The organism is Streptomyces sp. NPDC002004 (assembly GCF_053593975.1).
Genome location: NZ_JBSFDP010000002.1, coordinates 140,850 through 160,828, shown reverse-complemented (window position 1 = coordinate 160,828; position 19,979 = coordinate 140,850). Strand labels below are relative to the sequence as shown.

Here is a 19,979-nt window from a genome sequence, read left to right as displayed (position 1 = left end):
CTCTCGGTTCTCGATGGGGTAGCGACTACCAGCGGTAGTGCGCGAAGGCCTTGTTGGACTCGGCCATCTTGTGGGTGTCCTCGCGCTTCTTCACGGCAGCGCCGAGGCCGTTGGAGGCGTCGAGCAGCTCGTTCAGCAGACGCTCGGTCATGGTCTTCTCGCGACGGGCGCGGGAGTAACCGACCAGCCAGCGCAGCGCCAGCGTGTTGGCGCGGCCCGGCTTGACCTCGACCGGCACCTGGTAGGTCGCGCCACCGACACGGCGGGACTTGACCTCGAGGGTCGGCTTGATGTTCTCGAGAGCGCGCTTCAGCGTGATGACCGGGTCGTTGCTGGTCTTCTCGCGCAGGCCCTCCATGGCGCCGTACACGATGCGCTCGGCGGTGGAGCGCTTGCCGTTCAGCAGCACCTTGTTGATCAGGGAGGTCACCAGAGGAGAACCGTAGACCGGGTCGATGATGACCGGGCGCTTAGGGGCGGGGCCCTTACGAGGCATTCTTACTTCTCCTTCTTGGCGCCGTAACGGCTGCGGGCCTGCTTGCGGTTCTTGACACCCTGGGTGTCGAGGGAGCCGCGGATGATCTTGTAGCGAACACCCGGCAGGTCCTTCACACGGCCGCCGCGCACGAGCACAATGGAGTGCTCCTGCAGGTTGTGTCCCTCACCCGGAATGTAGGCCGTGACCTCGATCCCGGAGGTCAGACGCACACGCGCGACCTTCCGCAGGGCCGAGTTCGGCTTCTTCGGGGTGGTCGTGAACACACGCGTGCAGACGCCACGGCGCTGGGGCGAACCCTCGAGTGCGGGCGTCTTGTTCTTCTCGACCTTGTCCTGCCGGCCCTTACGGACCAGCTGCTGGATCGTAGGCACTACTTCTCCGGTTTCTGTGTGCCGATCAAGTACAGCTAACCTGGAACATCGCCGACCCACGCGGTCGGGTGTGTCGAATACTGCAGACTCCCGCTGCGAGGCGGGAAGGGCGCAGATTGCGGTGTGGCCGGTGACGGCGTCTCCTGCGGTTTGAAGGCACGCACGAGAGCCAGGGCACACCCCAGGCACAAGGTCTGAGCGTACCTACCGCACGGACTTCGGTCAAAACAAATGCCGTGGACCCCCGACACGCCGGAGTTGTCCCCCGCTGTTCCATACGCACGTCCGCCCGCCCCGGGCGAATCCCACCGTTCGCACCGCGCGGGTCCCGCACATTCAGTAGCTTGATCGGTCCGCCCATGAGGTTGGAACGAAATCGGGGGAGTGCATGGCGGTGGCACCCTTACCGGGCCTGCCCGGCGACGTACCGGGGCTGCCGGGTGACGGCGGGCTGGACGACCAGGTGCCGTTCCTCGCCCGGCTGGAGAGCGAGGACCGCTCCGCGCTGCTGGAGCTCGGGCACGAGCTCGGCTTCGCGGCCAGGGTCGTCCTGCTGCACCAGCAGGAGCCCTCGTCGCACGTCCTCTTCATCGTGAGCGGCTGGACCAAGGTGACCGCGTCGGCCGCCAACGGCTACGAGGCGCTGCTCGCCCTGCGCGGCCCCGGCGACATCATCGGCGAGTCCGCCGCCCTCACCCGCCGCCCCCGCTCGGCGACCGTGACCGCACTGGAGCCGGTGCGCGCGGTGGCCGTCGAGCACGAGCGCTTCACGGCCTTCCTGGCCCGCTCCCCCGCCGTCTCCTTCGCCCTCCTCGGCCTCACCTCGGACCGTACGCGCGCCGCGGACCGCCGCCGTCTGGAGTTCGCCTCGATGAGCGTCCGCGAGCGGTTCGCCGCGCTGCTCCTCGACCTCGCCCGTACGCACGGCAGGCGCACCGACGAGGGCATCGAGCTGGCGGTACCGCTGAGCAAACAGGAGCTCGCCGGCTCCGTGGGCGCGTCGCGGGAGATGGTGCAGCGGCTGCTGAAGGAGCTGCGGGACAAGAAGGCGGTCGTCACCGGCCGCCGGGAGCTGCTCATCACCAGGCCCGACCTCCTGCGCCGGATCGCCCGCAGCCCCGGCGGACGGCCGGACACCGGCCCCGGCGGCGGACCGGCCGGCGGCCGGGGCACCGGGACGCCCGCTTCCCCCTGAGCGCTCCCGCCGCTCTGTGCACACGGTCACAGTTCGAGTGCGGCATCCTCCCTCACCGCCCCCGCCCCGGTGGCAGCACGCTGCTGGTGCGCAGGACACCCCCATCGAGAGGCGACCATGACGGACCCCGTGAGCCGGACGATCCTGCTGCTCGACATCGAGCGGTTCAGCGACCGTGACGACGTCGAGCAGCACTATCTGCGGCGGATGCTGTACGGCATCACCGACCGTGCGCTGGAGAGCGCCGGCATCGACGAGACGCTGCGGCTGCGCGAGGACCGCGGTGACGCCGTGATGGAGCTGATCGACGCGAACGCCTCGGTGACCGCGCTGCTGCGGGCCCTGCTCACCGAGGTGCCGGCGCAGCTGCGGGCGGTGAACCGGATGGCGTCCAAGTCGGCACAGATCCGGCTCCGGGGCGTCCTCGCCACCGGATACGTCGCCGTCGACGAGCAGGGCGGCTGGGTGGGCTCCGACCTCAACCACGCGTGCCGGCTGCTCGACGCCGAGGCGCTGCGCGACGCCCTGCGCAGCCGTACGGACGACTTCGCACTGTGCGTGTCCGAGTCGGTGCACCACGGCATCGTGCGCCACGGGCACGTGGGCATCCCGGCGGACGAGTTCCATGCGGTCACCGTCGGGAGCAAGAACGGCCCGCTCACGGCCTGGCTGCACGGCGCCCGGCCGCACGCCGGCCCCGCGGGCCGCGAGGACCACCTGGATACGGGGGAAGGGGGGAGCCCGGCGCCGGGCGGCGGCTCGGGGGACCGTCCGGCGCCGGGCGGCGGGGCCACCGGCCGGGGGGCCGCCGCGAAGCGTGCCGCCCGCGAGGGGGGCGGGGTCGTCTTCAACTTCAACGGCGGCGCGCCGTCCTTCGGCGGCAGCCTCGTCGGCGGCGACCAGCACGGCGTCAGCGGCGGGCAGGTCACCGGGGACGTGCACCTCGGCGGCGAGGAGCGGGGTGAGCGGCCATGAGCACGGAGGCCGGGGAGGACCGGGCACCGGGCCCCGGCGGCGCCGCGCCCGCGGACGCCGAGGACCGGCAGGAGCCGTCGTCCGACGAGAAGAAGGGCAAGGACGACCGGGACGACCAGGACAAGGAACAGCCGGACCGGCCCCAGGACGCCTGGTCGGCCCGGCGGGACCTGCGGGAGAACAGCCCCAGGACCATGAACGTCGGCGCCGACGCCCGCTTCGGCGGGAGCCTCGTCGGAGGCGACCAGCACGGCATCAGCGGCGGCCGGGTGGCCGGCGACGTCATCATGGGCAGCAAGACGGTCTACCACTTCGGGTTCTCCGCAACCTCGCACCATGCGTCCGGCGAGATCCCGCAGGCGACCCTGGAGCGGCTCGCCGCGTACTTCGTCACGGACGAGCAGGTCTTCGACGGTCTCGTACGCAGGCTGCGCACCGACCGCGTCCTCGTCCTCTCCGGACCGCACTTCTCCGGCCGTCGCACCGCCGCCCTGATGCTGCTGCACCGCATCGGCGCGACGCCGGTCCGCGCCCTGGACCGCACCACCACACCCGCGGCGCTGGCCCAGCAGCTCGGCGGCGGCGACGAGGAGGCACCGCCGGCCCGCGGCCATCTGCTCTGCGACCTGGCCACCCGCCGTGACCAGCCGCTCCGCGAGACCCATCTGCTCGCCCTGCGTGACCGTCTCGCGAAGGACGACGCCCACCTGGTGATCACGGTGGGACCGACAGCGGCGCTGGAGGACGTCGTCCCCGCCGAGTGGGCGCCGCCGTCCCCCGCCGACGTCCTCGCGGCACACCTGCGGATGCGCACCGGCGACGAGACCGCGCAGCGGCTCCTGGCGCTCCCGGCGGTGGCCGGGACCCTGGCCCGGGGCCATCAGCTCCGCGAGATCGCCGCCTTCGCCGGGCTCCTGGAGCGGTACGCGGCCGGGCAGGCCGGCGAGACGGAGCTCGCCGACTTCTCGCTGGCCGCCCTGGAGGCCCAGGTGCAGGAGTGGTTCGAAGCGGACGAGGCCACGGTGCACCTGCGGGACAAGGCGTTCCTGGTCGCGCTCGCCGCGTTCGACGGCGGCCCGTACGCACTCACCGCCGAACTGAGCGACACCTTCTACTCCTCCCTCCTCAGGACCGAGAACGCGTCGCTGCCGCCCGCGGTCCCCGTCTTCGGCACGCACATCGGAAAGCGCCTCCAACTGGCTCGCGCCGGGCAGTACTGGGAGGACACGCACACCGAGTGGGGCCCGGTCACCCAGATGAAGGCCGCCTTCCGGGACGACCGGGCCGCGCTGGTACTGCTGCGCGAGGTGTGGACCGGCCACCCCTCGGCCCGCCCGGCGCTCGTGGGCTGGCTGCGCCAACTCGCCGAGGACGGGCGCCCGCTGGTGCGCACCCGCGCCGCCTCGACGGTCGCCGTCCTCGCCTACACCGATCTGCCGTCCGCGATGGCACTGGTCATCGAACCGTGGGCGACCGCGAACCGGTACCGCCAACGCCTGGTCGCCGTCAACGCGCTCGCCCTCGCCCACTTCCTCGGCACCCCCAACATCCCCCGCATCCTGGACGGCTGGTGCGCGGGCCGGGACCAGGGACTGTCCTGGGTCGCCATCCGGGCGTACGCGCTGATCGGGCCCGAACGCCCGGAGCAGACCCTCAAGGCCCTGCGGGGCGCCGCCCGTGAGCAGTACGGCACCACCGACGACCCGCGCGATCCGGATCCACTGATGCTGGAGACCCTCGCCGAGTCGGTGGAGCTGCTGCTGCTCTCCCCCGCCCAGGACCAGGTCCTCGCGGAACTGGTGCGCACCCGGGACGACGACCGGGCCGCGCGCGACCTGGCGCTCGGCGGGTTCATCAGCGCCTGCGTACGCACCGAGGACGACGAGCGGTACGGCATGCCGCTGGTCCTCGGCTGGTACGCGCGGTCGGCCGCCGACGGCGGACAGCCTGCGTGGCACATCGCCGAACTCTGGCGCGGCGCGCTGGGCGACCGCACGCACACGCTGGCCGCCCTGGAGGTCCTGCGTCAGTGGGTGCTCGTCGCGGACCGGTCCGAGACCACCGAGTGGGCGCTCGCCGCGCTGCTCCCCGCCCTGGTCACGACGCCCGCCGAGCACCAGCGGGTGGGCCATCTGCTGCGCACCATGCCCGGTGAGGACGGCGCGCCGCCGCCGTCGGCCGCCGGCCGCCTCCTGACCGTCCTGCCGCCCCCCTGAGCCCCCGTCACCACCCCGCCCGCCGGCCGTTCCAGCCCCGTCGAAGGACAGACCCATGCCCGACTTCCGCCGCCCGCCCGAGTGGCAGCAACCGGTCGACCGGCACAGCCGGTTGACGGACCCCGTGCTCACCGTGCGGCAGCTGTCGCGCTTCGAGTTCTCCCGCAAGGCCCTCACCCGGATCGACCATGCCCTCGTCTTCTCCACTCCCAAGGGCACCTACGAGCCGTATCTGCCGCCGCACCGGCCCTCGCGCGGCGAGGTCGCCGCCCGCGGCTACACCGCGGTGTACGAGGTGGACATGGGCGTCCACCATGTGCCGGCGGAGCTCGGCCTGCCCAGCGACAACGACGCCTTCGAGTTCGGCGCCGACGTCGACCTGACGTGGCAGGTGGCGGACCCCGCGCTGTTCGTCGAGAGCGGCCACCGCGACGTACCGGCGCTGCTGCTGGGCGAACTGCAGCTCGCCGCACGGCCGGTGACCCGTCGCTTCGAGATCGGCCGCAGCGCGGACGCCGAGCGGGAGCTGCTGGCGGCCGCGGCCGCGTTCGGACCGCTCGGCGCGAGCTGCGGGCTCCAGGTGACCTGGACGCTGCGGCTGCGCCGGGACCAGGAGAACATCGACCACCAGCGGCGCCTCCAGGCCATCGACCACTCCACCGTCGAACAGGTCCACGCGGCGCAGCGCGGCATGGAGATCGACGTCGAGCTCGACCGCCGCAACAGACAGCAGGACACGCTGCAGACGGAGCGGGCTCTGGAGTACGGGCGACAGCAGCAACAGCTGGCGCTCCAGCAGCACCAGTGGCAGCACGAGCAGGCCATGCTCCAGAGCCGCCAGCAGCTCGAACTCCAGAAGATCGAGGCGCAGAAGATCGAGTTCTACCAGTACTACCTCCAGCAGGGCGGCGTGCAGGCGTGGGCGCTGCACCTGGCCCAGCACCCGGAGGACTCGCAGCTGGTCATGAACAGCATGCGCGACGACCAACTGAGGCTGATCCAGGCACAGATGGAGCTGGTCAAGGAGCTGCTGAGCGGGGACAACGCCGAGAACTACGAGCTGGAGGGGCCCAAGCAGCTGGCGCTGCGCACGGTGAGCGACATCCTCAACCAGCGTCTCCCCGGTGTCCCGCAGAATCCGCCGGCCCCGCTCGACGCCGCGCAGCCGCCCGCCTCTCCCGGCGCGCCCGCCCCGCTCCCGGGCTGGCAGCCCCCGACGGGCTACGGCTCGCTCCCCACCCCGCCCCCAACCGCACCGCCCCAGTCCGCGCCGCCGGCCGCGCCACCACCGGCCCCGCCGCCCATGCCACCCATGCCGCCCATGCCGCCCGCGCCGGCGTCGTCCGACGCGCCCGTCGACGCGGAACCGCCCGAGCACGGGCCCATCGACTGACGTCCCCACGTCCCTAGGAAGACCGCTATGACACACCCGTCAGGGCCAGCACGCCCGGAACCCGACAAGACCCGGCAGTCCCCCGCGCCGTCCGAGCCGCCGCAGTACCCCACGGCTTCGGTTCCCCCGCAGCACCCGACGGCGTCCGGACCCCCGCAGTACCCGGCGGCGTCCGCACCACCGCAGTACCCGGCGGCGTCCGCACCACCGCAGTACCCGGCGTCCGCACCGCCGCCGTACCCCGCCGGGGCCTTACCCCCGCAGAACCTCCCGGGGACGGCGCCCACGCAGAATCTGCCGGGGGCCGTCCCCGAGCAGGGCTTCTCGGGCACCGGATCGCCGCAGTACCCGCAGTCCTCCGCGCCCGCGGCACCGCCGCAGTACCCCGGAGCGCCCCCTCAGTACCCGGCGCCCGAGCCCCCGCAGTACCCGACGGGATCCACACCCCCGCAGGACGCCAGGGCTGCCGCGCCCCCGCAGTACCCGGGCTCCCCCGCGCCCGCGGCGCAGCCCCCGTCCCCGTCCCGGCCCGCGGCGCCGCAGTACCCCACGGCATCCGCGCCTCCGCAGTACCCCACGGGATCCGTACCCCCGCAGTACCCCACCGCGCCGCCGCCCGCCCCCGTGGAGCCGCAGCCGGGGGCCGGCCCGCGGACCGCGGAGGCACCGGCCGCCGTGGACGATCCGTCCCACCCGCACCACATCGAGACCGACACGGGGCGCGCGTACGTCTCCGCCCGGCAGCGGCACACCGACGCGACCGCGATCGGGAACCTGCTGATCCTCCTGCCGCACTTCCTGTGCAGTCTCTTCGTCGTGGCGCTGGTGTCGTTGCTGTTCGGCGGGATGGGTTTCGTCGTGGTGCTGGCCTGGCTGGCCAGCGGGGCGCTGGTGTTCCACCGGCCGACCGAGAGCGCGATCGCCCGGCATCTGCTCAAGCTCCGCTATCCGACGCCCGAGGAGCGGGCACGGCTGGAGCCGGTGTGGCGGACGGTGTCCTCGCGCGCGGGCGTCGAGGGGCGCACCTACGAGCTGTGGATCGAGGACAGCGACAGCCTCAACGCGGTCGCCGCCGCAGGCCACATCGTCGGCGTCACCCGCTTCGCGCTGGGCGAGCTGCCCAACGGCGAGCTCGCCGCCGTCCTCGCGCACGAGCTCGGCCACCATGTGGGCGGCCACGCCTGGTCGTCGCTGCTCGGCTACTGGTACGCGCTGCCCGGGCGGCTCGCCTGGCGACTGCTGCGGGCCCTCTCACGCGGCGTGTTCGCCGTGTCCCGCGCCTTCTCCTGCTTCGGCTTCGGCCTGGTGCTGCTGGTCTTCGGGACGCTCGCGATGCTCACCATCAGCTCGCTGTACGGGCTGCCGCTGCTGATCCTGGGCGTCCCGTACGCCCTCGCGGCCGTGGGCCGACGGTCCGAGCTCCGTGCCGACCGGCACGCCGCCGAGCTGGGCTTCGCGCCCATGCTGGCCGCCGTGCTCCACAAGCTGCACCAGGCCGACGAGCGGCACAGCGCCGAGGAGACGGCCCGCAACGGCGGCGTGCCCCTCCGGGAGAGCCCGCTGAGCAAGCTCCTCGCCTCGCACCCGGACCACTACACGCGGCTGCACCATCTCCAGCCGTACCTCCAGCAGCGGCAGCGCTGAGTACGCCCACGGGCCCGGAAACGCCGAAGGGCGGCCACCCCTGACCGGGGTGACCGCCCTTCGCGACCACTTACTGGTTGTACGGACCGTAGTCGTAGTCCTCCAGCGGAACGGCCTGGCCGGAGCCGGTGCCGAACGGCGAGTAGTCGATGTCGTCGTAGCCGACGGCCGAGTACATCGCGGCCTTGGCCTCCTCGGTCGGCTCGACCCGGATGTTGCGGTAGCGGGACAGACCCGTACCGGCCGGGATGAGCTTACCGATGATGACGTTCTCCTTGAGGCCGATCAGGGAGTCGGACTTGGCGTTGATCGCCGCGTCCGTGAGGACCCTGGTCGTCTCCTGGAAGGACGCCGCCGACAGCCACGACTCGGTCGCCAGCGAGGCCTTGGTGATACCCATCAGCTGCGGACGGCCGGAGGCGGGGTGGCCGCCCTCCTGGACCACACGACGGTTCTCGTGCTCGAACTTCGAGCGCTCGACCAGCTCACCGGGCAGCAGCTCGGCGTCGCCGGACTCGATGATCGTCACACGGCGCAGCATCTGCCGGATGATGATCTCGATGTGCTTGTCGTGGATCGACACACCCTGCGAGTTGTAGACCTTCTGGACCTCGCCGACCAGGTGGACCTGAACGGCCCGCTGGCCCAGGATGCGCAGCACGTCGTGCGGGTTGGTGGCACCCACGGTGAGCTTCTGGCCCACCTCGACGTGCTCGCCCTCGGACACCAGGAGTCGGGCGCGCTTCGAGATCGGGAACGCCGTCTCGTCGCTGCCGTCGTCCGGGGTGACGACGAGCTTCTTGGTCTTCTCGGTCTCCTCGATCCGCACGCGGCCGGAGGCCTCGGAGATCGGGGCGACACCCTTCGGGGTACGGGCCTCGAAGAGCTCGACGACACGCGGCAGACCCTGGGTGATGTCGTCACCGGCCACACCACCGGTGTGGAAGGTACGCATCGTCAGCTGGGTACCGGGCTCACCGATGGACTGGGCGGCGATGATGCCGACCGCCTCACCGATGTCGACCAGCTTGCCGGTGGCGAGCGAACGGCCGTAGCACATCGCGCAGGTGCCGACGGCGGACTCGCAGGTCAGGACCGAACGGGTCTTGACCTCCTGGACGCCGTGCTTGACCAGCTCGTCGATGAGCACGTCGCCCAGGTCGGTACCGGCCGGGGCCAGCACCTTGCCGTCGACGACGATGTCCTCGGCGAGGCAGCGCGCGTACACGGACGTCTCGACGTCGTCCGCCTTGCGCAGGACGCCGTCCGCGCCGCGCTCCGCGATCTGGAGCTTGAGGCCACGGTCGGTGCCGCAGTCCTCCTCGCGGATGATGACGTCCTGGGAGACGTCGACCAGACGACGGGTCAGGTAACCCGAGTCGGCGGTACGCAGAGCGGTGTCCGCCAGACCCTTACGGGCACCGTGCGTGGAGATGAAGTACTCCAGCACGGACAGACCCTCGCGGAAGGACGCCTTGATCGGACGCGGGATCGTCTCGTTCTTGGCGTTCGACACCAGACCACGCATACCGGCGATCTGCCGCATCTGCATCATGTTTCCTCGGGCACCCGAGTCAACCATCATGAAGATGGGGTTCGTCTTGGGGAAGTTCTCGTTCATCGCCTCGGCGACCTCGTTGGTCGCCTTGGTCCAGATCGCGATGAGCTCCTGAGTGCGCTCTTCCTTGGTGATCAGACCGCGCTCGTACTGCTTCTGGACCTTCTCGTCCTGCGCCTCGTAGCCGCGGACGATCTCCTTCTTCGCCTCGGGAACGACGACGTCGGAGATGGCCACGGTGACACCGGAACGGGTCGCCCAGTAGAAGCCGGCCGCCTTCAGGTTGTCGAGCGTCGCCGCCACGATGACCTTGGGGTAGCGCTCGGCCAGGTCGTTGACGATCTCGGAGAGCTGCTTCTTGCCCACCGAGTAGTCGACGAACGGGTAGTCCTCGGGCAGCAGCTCGTTGAAGAGCGCGCGGCCCAGGGTCGTCCGCAGGCGGAAGGTGTCACCCTGCTGCCACTCCGGCTCGCCCTCCTCCTGCGCCGGCGGGGTCCAGCCGCGCGGCGGGATGGTGCCCACCGGGAAGCGGATGTCGACCGCGGACTGCAGCGCGAGCTCGCCGGCGTCGAACGCCATGATCGCCTCGGCCGTGGAGCCGAAGGACCGGCCCTCGCCCTTGGTGTCACGCAGCTCGCCGTCGGTGGTGAGGAAGAACAGACCAAGGACCATGTCCTGGGTCGGCATCGTCACCGGACGGCCGTCGGCCGGCTTGAGGATGTTGTTCGAGGACAGCATCAGGATGCGGGCCTCGGCCTGCGCCTCCGCGGACAGCGGCAGGTGCACGGCCATCTGGTCACCGTCGAAGTCCGCGTTGAACGCGGTGCAGACGAGCGGGTGGATCTGGATGGCCTTGCCCTCGACCAGCTGCGGCTCGAAGGCCTGGATGCCGAGGCGGTGCAGCGTGGGCGCACGGTTCAGCAGCACCGGGTGCTCGGCGATGACCTCTTCGAGGACGTCGTACACGACGGTGCGGCCGCGCTCCACCATGCGCTTGGCGCTCTTGATGTTCTGCGCGTGGTTCAGGTCGACCAGGCGCTTCATCACGAACGGCTTGAAGAGCTCCAGCGCCATGGCCTTCGGCAGACCGCACTGGTGCAGCTTCAGCTGCGGGCCGACGACGATGACGGAACGCGCCGAGTAGTCGACTCGCTTACCGAGCAGGTTCTGACGGAAGCGACCCTGCTTGCCCTTGAGCATGTCGGACAGCGACTTCAGCGGACGGTTGCCGGGGCCCGTGACCGGGCGACCACGACGGCCGTTGTCGAAGAGCGCGTCGACGGCCTCCTGGAGCATGCGCTTCTCGTTGTTCACGATGATCTCGGGCGCGCCGAGGTCGAGAAGCCGCTTCAGGCGGTTGTTGCGGTTGATGACACGGCGGTACAGGTCGTTCAGGTCGGAGGTCGCGAAGCGGCCACCGTCCAGCTGCACCATCGGGCGGAGGTCCGGCGGGATCACCGGGACGCAGTCGAGCACCATGCCCTTGGGGCTGTTGCTCGTCTGCAGGAAGGCGGAGACGACCTTGAGGCGCTTGAGCGCACGGGTCTTCTTCTGGCCCTTGCCGGTACGGATGATCTCGCGGAGACGCTCGGCCTCCTCCTCGAGGTCGAAGGACTCCAGGCGCTTCTGCAGCGCCGCGGCACCCATCGAGCCGTCGAAGTACGTGCCGAAGCGGTCGCGCAGCTCGCGGTAGAGCAGCTCGTCGCCCTCGAGGTCCTGGACCTTGAGGTTCTTGAAGCGGTTCCACACCTCGTCGAGACGGTCGATCTCGCGCTGGGCACGGTCGCGCAGCTGCTTCATCTCGCGCTCGGCGCCCTCGCGCACCTTGCGGCGCACGTCGGCCTTGGCACCCTCGGCCTCGAGCTCGGCCAGGTCGCCCTCGAGCTTCTTGGCGCGGTTCTCCAGGTCGGAGTCGCGACGGTTCTCGATCTGCTGACGCTCGACCTGGACGTGCGCCTCCAGGGAGGGCAGGTCGCGGGTACGGCGCTCCTCGTCGACGTACGTGATCATGTACGCGGCGAAGTAGATGACCTTCTCGAGGTCCTTCGGGGCGAGGTCGAGCAGGTAGCCCAGACGCGACGGAACGCCCTTGAAGTACCAGATGTGGGTGACGGGGGCGGCGAGTTCGATGTGGCCCATCCGCTCACGGCGCACCTTGGCGCGCGTGACCTCGACGCCACAGCGCTCACAGATGATGCCCTTGAAGCGGACGCGCTTGTACTTGCCGCAGTAGCACTCCCAGTCCCGGGTGGGGCCGAAGATCTTCTCGCAGAAGAGTCCGTCCTTTTCCGGCTTCAGGGTGCGGTAGTTGATGGTCTCCGGCTTCTTGACCTCACCGTGGGACCACTGACGGATGTCGTCAGCAGTGGCGAGGCCGATCCGCAGCTCGTCGAAGAAGTTGACGTCGAGCACTTGTCGTCAATCCCTCTTTCGGGGTCGTGTCTTCGGGGTCTGACTAGGGGGTCCGGATGAGGGTCCTTCCCCAGGCCGTTGAAGGCTCTGGGGGAGGCCCGGGGGCTCGTGCGAGCCCCCGGGCCGGACCCGTCAGACCTCTTCGACGCTGCTCGGCTCGCGCCGGGACAGGTCGATGCCGAGCTCCTCCGCAGCGCGGAAGACGTCCTCGTCGGTGTCGCGCATCTCGATGGACATGCCGTCCGAGGACAGCACCTCCACGTTGAGGCACAGGGACTGCATCTCCTTGATGAGCACCTTGAAGGACTCGGGGATGCCGGGCTCAGGGATGTTCTCGCCCTTGACGATCGCCTCGTAGACCTTCACGCGGCCGGTGACGTCGTCGGACTTGATGGTCAGCAGCTCCTGGAGGGCGTATGCGGCGCCGTAAGCCTCCAGCGCCCACACCTCCATCTCACCGAAGCGCTGGCCACCGAACTGAGCCTTACCACCCAGCGGCTGCTGGGTGATCATCGAGTACGGACCGGTCGAGCGGGCGTGCAGCTTGTCGTCGACCAGGTGGTGCAGCTTGAGGATGTACATGTACCCGACCGAGATCGGGTCCGGGAACGGCTCGCCGGAGCGGCCGTCGAACAGACGCGCCTTACCGGTCGGGAGCACCATGCGCTCGCCGTCGCGGTTCGGGATGGTGTGCTGGAGCAGACCCGCGAGCTCGTCCTCACGCGCACCGTCGAAGACGGGGGTGGCGACGTTGGTGCCCGGGGCGACCTGGTCGGCCTCGATGGCCTGCAGGCGCTGTGCCCACTCCTCGCTGAGCCCGGAGACGTCCCAGCCGCGGCTGGCGAGCCAGCCGAGGTGGATCTCCAGGACCTGTCCCGGGTTCATTCGGGACGGCACACCCAGCGGGTTGAGGATGATGTCGACCGGGGTGCCGTCCTCCAGGAACGGCATGTCCTCGATCGGCAGGATCTTGGAGATGACACCCTTGTTGCCGTGACGGCCGGCGAGCTTGTCACCATCGGTGATCTTGCGCTTCTGCGCCACGTACACGCGAACCAGCTGGTTCACGCCCGGCGGCAGCTCGTCGCCCTCCTCGCGGTCGAAGACGCGCACGCCGATGACCTTGCCGGTCTCGCCGTGCGGCACCTTCAGCGAGGTGTCACGGACCTCACGGGCCTTCTCACCGAAGATCGCGCGCAGCAGGCGCTCCTCCGGGGTCAGCTCGGTCTCACCCTTCGGGGTCACCTTGCCGACGAGGATGTCGCCGGCGATGACCTCGGCACCGATACGGATGATGCCGCGCTCGTCGAGGTCGGCGAGGACCTCCTCGGAGACGTTCGGGATGTCCCGGGTGATCTCCTCGGGGCCGAGCTTGGTGTCACGGGCGTCGACCTCGTGCTCCTCGATGTGGATCGAGGAGAGGACGTCGTCCTGCACGAGGCGCTGCGACAGGATGATCGCGTCCTCGTAGTTGTGACCCTCCCACGGCATGAACGCCACGAGCAGGTTCTTGCCGAGCGCCATCTCGCCGTTCTCGGTCGCCGGACCGTCGGCCAGCACCTGGCCGGCGATGACCCGGGCGCCCTCGTCCACGACGACCTTCTGGTTGACCGAGGTGCCCTGGTTGGAGCGGGCGAACTTGGCCAGGCGGTACGTGATGTACGTGCCGTCGTCGTTGGCGGTGGTGATGTAGTCGGCGGAGACCTCCTGGACCACACCGTCCTTCTCGGCCTTGACGACGTCGCCGGCGTCGGTGGCACAGCGGTACTCCATGCCGGTGCCGACGAGCGGGGCCTCCGCCTTGATCAGCGGAACGGCCTGGCGCATCATGTTCGCGCCCATGAGGGCACGGTTGGCGTCGTCGTGCTCGAGGAACGGGATCATGGCGGTCGCGACCGACACCATCTGGCGCGGCGAGACGTCCATGTAGTCCACGTCGTCGGGCGCGACGTAGTCGACCTCGCCGCCACGGCGGCGGACCAGCACGCGGGCCTCGGCGAACCGGAGCTCGTCGTTCAGCGGCGCGTTGGCCTGGGCGATGACGAAGCGGTCCTCCTCGTCGGCGGTCAGGTAGTCCACCTCGTCGGTGACCTGGCCGTCGACGACCTTGCGGTACGGCGTCTCTACGAAGCCGAACGCGTTGACGCGGCCGTACGAGGCGAGCGAACCGATCAGACCGATGTTCGGGCCTTCGGGGGTCTCGATCGGGCACATGCGTCCGTAGTGGGACGGGTGCACGTCTCGGACCTCGAAGCCGGCCCGCTCACGGGACAGACCACCGGGACCCAGCGCGGACAGACGACGCTTGTGCGTCAGGCCCGACAGCGGGTTGTTCTGGTCCATGAACTGGGACAGCTGGCTGGTGCCGAAGAACTCCTTGATGGAGGCGACGACCGGCCGGATGTTGATCAGGGTCTGCGGCGTGATCGCCTCGACGTCCTGGGTGGTCATGCGCTCGCGCACGACGCGCTCCATACGAGCCAGACCCGTGCGGACCTGGTTCTGGATGAGCTCGCCGACGTTGCGCAGACGACGGTTGCCGAAGTGGTCGATGTCGTCCGTCTCGACGACGATCGACGTGCCGTTGTCACCAACGGTCTCGGTCTCACCGGCGTGCAGCTTCACCAGGTACTTGATCGTCGAGATGATGTCCTCGACGGTCAGGATCCCGGCGTCCAGCGGGGCGTCGGCACCCAGCTTCTTGTTGACCTTGTAGCGGCCGACCTTGGCGAGGTCGTAGCGCTTGGGGTTGAAGTAGAGGTTCTCGAGCAGCGTCTGCGCGGCCTCACGCGTCGGGGGCTCGCCCGGGCGCAGCTTGCGGTAGATGTCGAGCAGCGCGTCGTCCTGCCCCTGGGTGTGGTCCTTCTCCAGGGTGGCGCGCATGGACTCGTACTCGCCGAACTCCTCGAGGATCTGGTCGGTGGTCCAACCGAGGGCCTTGAGGAGGACGGTCACGGACTGCTTGCGCTTGCGGTCGATACGCACACCGACCATGTCGCGCTTGTCGATCTCCATCTCCAGCCAGGCACCCCGGGACGGGATGATCTTGGCGGAGAAGATGTCCTTGTCGGACGTCTTGTCGATGGAGGAGTCGAAGTAGACACCGGGGGAACGGACCAGCTGCGACACCACGACACGCTCGGTGCCGTTGATGACGAAGGTGCCCTTGTTCGTCATGAGCGGGAAGTCGCCCATGAAGACCGTCTGGGACTTGATCTCGCCGGTCTCGTTGTTGGTGAACTCGGCGGTGACGAAGAGCGGCGCGGCGTACGTGAAGTCGCGCTCCTTGCACTCGTCGATGGAGTTCTTCGGAGGCTCGAAGCGGTGGTCGCGGAAGGTCAGCGACATCGACCCGGAGAAGTCCTCGATCGGGGAGATCTCCTCGAAGATCTCTTCCAGACCGGACTTCGTGGGGACGTCCTGTCCGTTTGCCAGAGCCGCCTCGACACGAGCCTTCCATGCGTCGTTGCCGAGCAGCCAGTCAAAGCTCTCGGTCTGCAGAGCAAGGAGGTTCGGAACCTCGAGGGGCTCCTTGATCTTTGCAAAGGAGATGCGCAGCGGGGCGGTGCTTGCGCCGTTGTTCGTATTCGCGGTCGAGGCAGTGCGCGAGGCGGCCAAGAGGGGGTCCTTCCGAGGGCTCGGACTCACTACGCGCGTACCGGTCCCAGTTGGGCACGAGGACAGACTTCCCTGGATCAGCCGAATAAGGCCAGGTCAGGGCCGCTTCAGTCCACTGTGCACAAACAAGGGCGTGCCCCTGGTGACGGGCAGGAGGCAGCTAACAGGCAGCGCAAAGGGTCAGTGTAGCCACTTGGCCCACTGATGTCCAGACCGGGTTTTTTGAGACCCTCGCCGTTCTCATCACCCTCGACAAGCCATGCCCTCAGCGCACATCGATCCTGCCCTCTTCGCCGTCGATCCATGCCTCGGATACGGATCGTTGTGACGACGCGTCCTGAGAATTGCGCGCTGCGTGCGGTTCGTCAAGGCCCCCTCTGCCCAAAGCGGGTGCTGCGAACATCACTGCTGCAGGCCGTCACCTCTCGGCCCGGGGCACAACGAAGATCACCATACTCTCCGCGACCGACAGCGCAAGGCAGCCGTTCGGGAGGCCCCGGGAACGCCGAAGGGCGACCACCCGGATGGATGATCGCCCTTCAGTGCGTCTGCGTTACAGCACTGCTGACTCCTGTGCCTCACAGCACAGCGGAATCAGCCGCTGCCCGCGCTCGCGAGGACTGCGCCACGGTGCGCCGTGCGCTCGTGGCTGCTGATCCGTGGAGAGGTGTTACTTGACCTCGACCGCGGCACCGGCGCCCTTGAGGGCCTCGGCGGCCTTGTCAGCGGCCTCCTTGTTGACCTTCTCCAGGACCGGCTTCGGGGTGCCGTCCACCAGGTCCTTGGCCTCCTTCAGGCCGAGGGAGGTCAGCTCACGCACGACCTTGATGACCTGGATCTTCTTGTCGCCGGCACCGGTGAGGATGACGTCGAACTCGTCCTTCTCCTCCTCGGCCTCGGCGGCGGCGGCCGGACCGGCCGGGCCCGCAACGGCGACCGCGGCGGCGGCGGTGACGTCGAACTTCTCCTCGAAGGCCTTCACGAACTCGGAGAGCTCGATGAGGGTCATCTCCTCGAACTGCGCGAGCAGGTCTTCCTGGCTGAGCTTCGCCATGATGGGCGATCCTTCCACTAATTCGGCTGGTGCCGGATGTACATGTCGGCGGGCGTACGTTGGGCCCGCGTCGACCGTTGCCTCAGGCGCTCGGCCTCAGGCTGCGGTCAATGTGCGAGCCGAATTACTCGGCACCGCCCTGCTCGTCCTGCTTGGCGCGAAGAGCGTCCACGGTGCGGACGAGCTTCGAGGGAAGCGCCTGGAAGAGCTGAGCAGCCTGGGACTGCTTGCCCTTGAAGGCACCCGCCAGCTTGGAGAGCAGAACCTCGCGGGACTCGAGGTCCGCAAGCTTCTTGATCTCGTCGGCGGACAGCACCTTGCCGTCAAGGACACCGCCCTTGATGACGAGGTTGGGGTTTTCCTTGGCGAAGTCACGAAGACCCTTCGCCGACTCCACCGGGTCGCCGGTGATGAAGGCAACCGCCGTCGGACCGTTGAAGTGGTCGTCCAGCGCGGTGATCCCGGCCTGATTGGCCGCAATCTTGGTCAGCGTGTTCTTCACCACGGCGTACTGGGCGTTCTCACCGAGCGAGCGGCGCAGCTGCCTGATCTGCGCGACGGTGAGACCCCGGTACTCGGTCAGCACGGCGGCGTTCGAGCTCTGGAACTTGTCCGTGAGCTCGGCCACCGCGGCAGCCTTGTCGGGCCTTGCCATGAGCGTCGGCCTCCTTCCGGGTGATGAGGACCGCTCGGAAGGGGCTGAACAAAACAAAGCGCCCCGGCGCAGGCGCACGGGGCGTAGCTCGACCGGAGGAGAGATCCACCGGGAGCACTTCCACTGTCACCTGCGCGGGTCGCCCGCTCTTCAGCGGATCCTTCGGCCACCGCACCCTCTTGCGAGCGCACGACGACGACCAGCGGTCTTTGGCTTCTGGGGAAGAGTACGCGACCGCATGGCCGGCGGGCAAATCGGCCCGTACGCGCTCGGCCGAGGCCGTCCCGGGCCCGGGCTCCTGCGCCCGGGCTCCCCCTTACGGGTCCTGCGCCCGCGCCGGGCCCGGCGCCCGCCTCCTCCCGGCAATGCGCCGGTCCCGGCAGGGCGTCGGCACGCGCCGCGGCCCTCAGCCCGCCTGGGCGTCCTGCAGCTTCTTCGCCAGGTCCATGGTCCGCCCGGCCGGGGGCGCCTTGATCGTCACCGGCTTGTTCCAGTCGAGGAAGGTCATGGTCAGGTCGAGCCGGCCCCTGTCGGCGTCTCCACGTACACGGAACTGCTTGACGTGGTCGCCCGGGTCGATCCACATGTCCATCGTGAGCCTGTCCACGCCCAGCTTCTCGTACTGCTGGAGGCTCTTCTCGCGCGCCTCACGGGTGGCCCGGTCCTTGCCCTTGAGTGACGCCCGAAGGGCGTCGACGGTGACCGTCCCCGCGTAGTGCGTGGTGCGGACGCCCTGGACGGTCTCGGCGCCGACCTTCCTCACGTCCTTGGAGCCCGTGAGGAAAGTGGACTCCTGGGCGGGGTTCCGCTGGACGCCGTCCCGCATCTTCGTGGTGTCGAGGCGGAAGCCGCCGTGGGTGCGGGCCTTTCCGGACAGGTCGAACTTGAGCCAGCGCTTGCCGTCCGTCGACTTGGCGGCTTCGTCGCCCCCGCCCACGTACAGCGAGCCGCCGACCAGCCGTATCTCGGTCTCGGCGTGATCGGGTCCGTCCAGCGCCGCCGCCTTCATGCTCATGGCCGGCGGCTTCATGCTGATCGACGCCTCGGCCCTCAGCCGCCCCTGCTCCGGCACCCGGCCGGTCATCCGGTAGCGCAGGGAGGTGATCTCCTCGGTCTTCTTCGCCGCCTTGGCGACGGCCGCAGCCGGCGCCATGTCCTGCGACGGGTCCGCGGCGCCCGCGGAACACCCGACCGCACCCCCGGTGAGCAGCAGGGCGGCGAGCCCCGCGCCCCTCGCCCCAGGCACACGTACAGAAAGCCCCATCGATTCCCCCCGAGGAACACCCGGCCCGTTCACAGAAGGGCCACAGCGTATCCCCGGGGGGATCACATGATCTCGGGAGTTTTCCGGGGCTCAGGAGGTCACGCCGGTCCCGCCGGCCGTGGGCCGCTTCTTGACGAGGTCCTTGAAGTCGACGGTGTCCCCCGCCGACGGCTCCTCGGCGGAGACCTTGGCGCCGTAGTCGCTGTAGTAGGCCGTGGACTCCATCGTGCCGGTGGAGAGCTCGCCGCGCTCGTGCCTCTTGACCAGCAGGTCCTCGGCGTCCACCCAGATGTCGACCTGCTCGGTGGTGACGCCGGCCTGCTGGAGCTGCTTCTTGAGGTCGGCCAGCTGGGACGCGCCCAGGCTGGAGTTCCGCTCGGCGAGCTTCGCGACGTCGACCGTGCCCGAGTAGTGCGTGGTGTCCACGCCGCGGACCTTCTCGCGGCCGACCTTCTTGACGTCACCGGAGGCGAGCAGCAGCTTCACCGACTGGTTGGGCGTGCTGTTCTGCATCTGGTCCTTGAGGTACGCGCCCGAGCCGCCCGTGAGGCTTGCCAGGGCGTCGTACTCGTACTTGATCCAGTGCTTGCCGCCGGACTGGGTGGCGAACCTGTCGCCCATCTTCGCGTAGTACGCCTCGGGCAGATAGCGGGCCTCCATCGAGGAGCTGCCCATCTGCCGCATCATGTCGGCCATCCGGCCACCGGTGTAGGTGATCGTCATATCGCCGGTGAGACCGTGGCCCCAACCGAGGGTGCCATCGGCCTTCATGGACATCATCGTGCCCAGGCTCGTCGTGGCCTCGACCTTGGCGGAGTCCGCCCGGTCCGTCCTGGAGGCGATGGAGCGCAGGGCCGCCACCGGGCTCATCCGCTCGCCGGCCCCGTCCCCCGCGGCCTTGCCGCCACCGCCGGAACCCCCGCAGGCCGTGATCCCCGTCAGCGCGGCCGCCACCGCGATCGCCAGCCCCGCACGCCGGACACTCGTGCCGTTCATGTCGTTCCACCCCCATGATCTCCGATGGCTCTGCACGCTAGCGCAGACCACTGACGGCCGTGCACGAATCCATGGCCGGGGTGGTGTGTGCACGGCCACGCTTCGGTCTCCGGCCGTGTCCGTGTACGA

Annotated in this window: 13 protein-coding genes; 5 read left to right on the top strand and 8 right to left on the bottom strand. The window is 69.5% G+C overall.

Translation table 11 applies throughout. The annotated features are described in order from the left end of the window. Window positions 1–25 precede the first annotated feature (25 nt). Together rpsG and rpsL are read right to left on the bottom strand one after the other, a co-directional pair. Window positions 26–496, bottom strand: a complete 471-nt coding sequence (gene rpsG, locus ACWCP6_RS03720) for a 30S ribosomal protein S7 (RefSeq protein ID WP_007384059.1) — start codon at window positions 494–496, stop codon at window positions 26–28. Between the two features lie 2 nt (window positions 497–498). Continuing rightward, window positions 499–870 (bottom strand): 30S ribosomal protein S12, encoded by a 372-nt coding sequence (rpsL, locus tag ACWCP6_RS03715; RefSeq protein ID WP_003948652.1) that lies wholly within the window; start codon window positions 868–870, stop codon window positions 499–501. 394 nt (window positions 871–1,264) lie between these two features. Between rpsL and ACWCP6_RS03710 the strand changes: the two genes are divergently transcribed. The 5 genes from ACWCP6_RS03710 to ACWCP6_RS03690 all read left to right on the top strand — a co-directional run bounded on the left by ACWCP6_RS03710 (window position 1,265) and on the right by ACWCP6_RS03690 (window position 8,293). Continuing rightward, a complete protein-coding gene (locus ACWCP6_RS03710; RefSeq protein WP_450930693.1) occupies window positions 1,265–2,065 on the top strand; it encodes a Crp/Fnr family transcriptional regulator in 801 nt (266 codons plus the stop codon). A gap of 117 nt (window positions 2,066–2,182) precedes the next feature. After that, window positions 2,183–3,040, top strand: a complete 858-nt coding sequence (locus ACWCP6_RS03705) for a hypothetical protein (protein WP_450930692.1) — start codon at window positions 2,183–2,185, stop codon at window positions 3,038–3,040. Further along, a complete protein-coding gene (locus ACWCP6_RS03700; protein ID WP_450930691.1) occupies window positions 3,037–5,256 on the top strand; it encodes a hypothetical protein in 2,220 nt (739 codons plus the stop codon). Before ACWCP6_RS03705 ends, ACWCP6_RS03700 begins: the two co-directional genes overlap by 4 nt. A 55-nt stretch (window positions 5,257–5,311) precedes the next feature. Continuing rightward, window positions 5,312–6,649: a hypothetical protein gene (locus ACWCP6_RS03695; protein ID WP_450930690.1), complete on the top strand. Its 1,338-nt coding sequence runs from the start codon at window positions 5,312–5,314 to the stop codon at window positions 6,647–6,649. Between the two features lie 27 nt (window positions 6,650–6,676). Then, window positions 6,677–8,293 carry a M48 family metalloprotease gene (locus ACWCP6_RS03690; protein WP_450930689.1) on the top strand — a complete coding sequence of 539 codons (1,617 nt, stop codon included), beginning with the start codon at window positions 6,677–6,679 and terminating at the stop codon, window positions 8,291–8,293. 70 nt (window positions 8,294–8,363) lie between these two features. Here ACWCP6_RS03690 and ACWCP6_RS03685 read toward each other — a convergent pair whose 3' ends face one another. The 6 genes from ACWCP6_RS03685 to ACWCP6_RS03660 all read right to left on the bottom strand — a co-directional run bounded on the left by ACWCP6_RS03685 (window position 8,364) and on the right by ACWCP6_RS03660 (window position 19,850). Beyond that, complete coding sequence (locus tag ACWCP6_RS03685; protein ID WP_450930688.1) at window positions 8,364–12,263, bottom strand: DNA-directed RNA polymerase subunit beta'; 3,900 nt, start codon at window positions 12,261–12,263, stop codon at window positions 8,364–8,366. Between the two features lie 132 nt (window positions 12,264–12,395). Then, window positions 12,396–15,881 carry a DNA-directed RNA polymerase subunit beta gene (gene rpoB, locus ACWCP6_RS03680; protein WP_450930687.1) on the bottom strand — a complete coding sequence of 1,162 codons (3,486 nt, stop codon included), beginning with the start codon at window positions 15,879–15,881 and terminating at the stop codon, window positions 12,396–12,398. 670 nt (window positions 15,882–16,551) lie between these two features. Then, a complete protein-coding gene (gene rplL, locus ACWCP6_RS03675) occupies window positions 16,552–16,935 on the bottom strand; it encodes a 50S ribosomal protein L7/L12 (protein WP_450930686.1) in 384 nt (127 codons plus the stop codon). 124 nt (window positions 16,936–17,059) lie between these two features. Beyond that, on the bottom strand, window positions 17,060–17,590 hold the full coding sequence (gene rplJ, locus ACWCP6_RS03670; RefSeq protein WP_450930685.1) for a 50S ribosomal protein L10: 531 nt from the start codon (window positions 17,588–17,590) through the stop codon (window positions 17,060–17,062). A gap of 406 nt (window positions 17,591–17,996) precedes the next feature. Then, window positions 17,997–18,854, bottom strand: coding sequence for a DUF1396 domain-containing protein (locus ACWCP6_RS03665; protein ID WP_450930684.1), 858 nt, complete (start codon window positions 18,852–18,854; stop codon window positions 17,997–17,999). A gap of 90 nt (window positions 18,855–18,944) precedes the next feature. After that, window positions 18,945–19,850 (bottom strand): hypothetical protein, encoded by a 906-nt coding sequence (locus tag ACWCP6_RS03660; protein ID WP_450930683.1) that lies wholly within the window; start codon window positions 19,848–19,850, stop codon window positions 18,945–18,947. Window positions 19,851–19,979: the final 129 nt, after the last annotated feature.

Excerpts from the sequence above, each read along its gene's own strand:
- rpsG (WP_007384059.1), bottom strand. The coding sequence starts at position 496 with ATGCCTCGTAAGGGCCCCGCCCCTAAGCGCCCGGTCATCATCGACCCG.
- ACWCP6_RS03705 (WP_450930692.1), top strand. The coding sequence starts at position 2,183 with ATGACGGACCCCGTGAGCCGGACGATCCTGCTGCTCGACATCGAGCGG.
- ACWCP6_RS03700 (WP_450930691.1), top strand. The coding sequence starts at position 3,037 with ATGAGCACGGAGGCCGGGGAGGACCGGGCACCGGGCCCCGGCGGCGCC.
- ACWCP6_RS03695 (WP_450930690.1), top strand. The coding sequence starts at position 5,312 with ATGCCCGACTTCCGCCGCCCGCCCGAGTGGCAGCAACCGGTCGACCGG.
- ACWCP6_RS03690 (WP_450930689.1), top strand. The coding sequence starts at position 6,677 with ATGACACACCCGTCAGGGCCAGCACGCCCGGAACCCGACAAGACCCGG.
- rplL (WP_450930686.1), bottom strand. The coding sequence starts at position 16,935 with ATGGCGAAGCTCAGCCAGGAAGACCTGCTCGCGCAGTTCGAGGAGATG.
- rplJ (WP_450930685.1), bottom strand. The coding sequence starts at position 17,590 with ATGGCAAGGCCCGACAAGGCTGCCGCGGTGGCCGAGCTCACGGACAAG.
- ACWCP6_RS03665 (WP_450930684.1), bottom strand. The coding sequence starts at position 18,854 with ATGGGGCTTTCTGTACGTGTGCCTGGGGCGAGGGGCGCGGGGCTCGCC.
- ACWCP6_RS03660 (WP_450930683.1), bottom strand. The coding sequence starts at position 19,850 with ATGAACGGCACGAGTGTCCGGCGTGCGGGGCTGGCGATCGCGGTGGCG.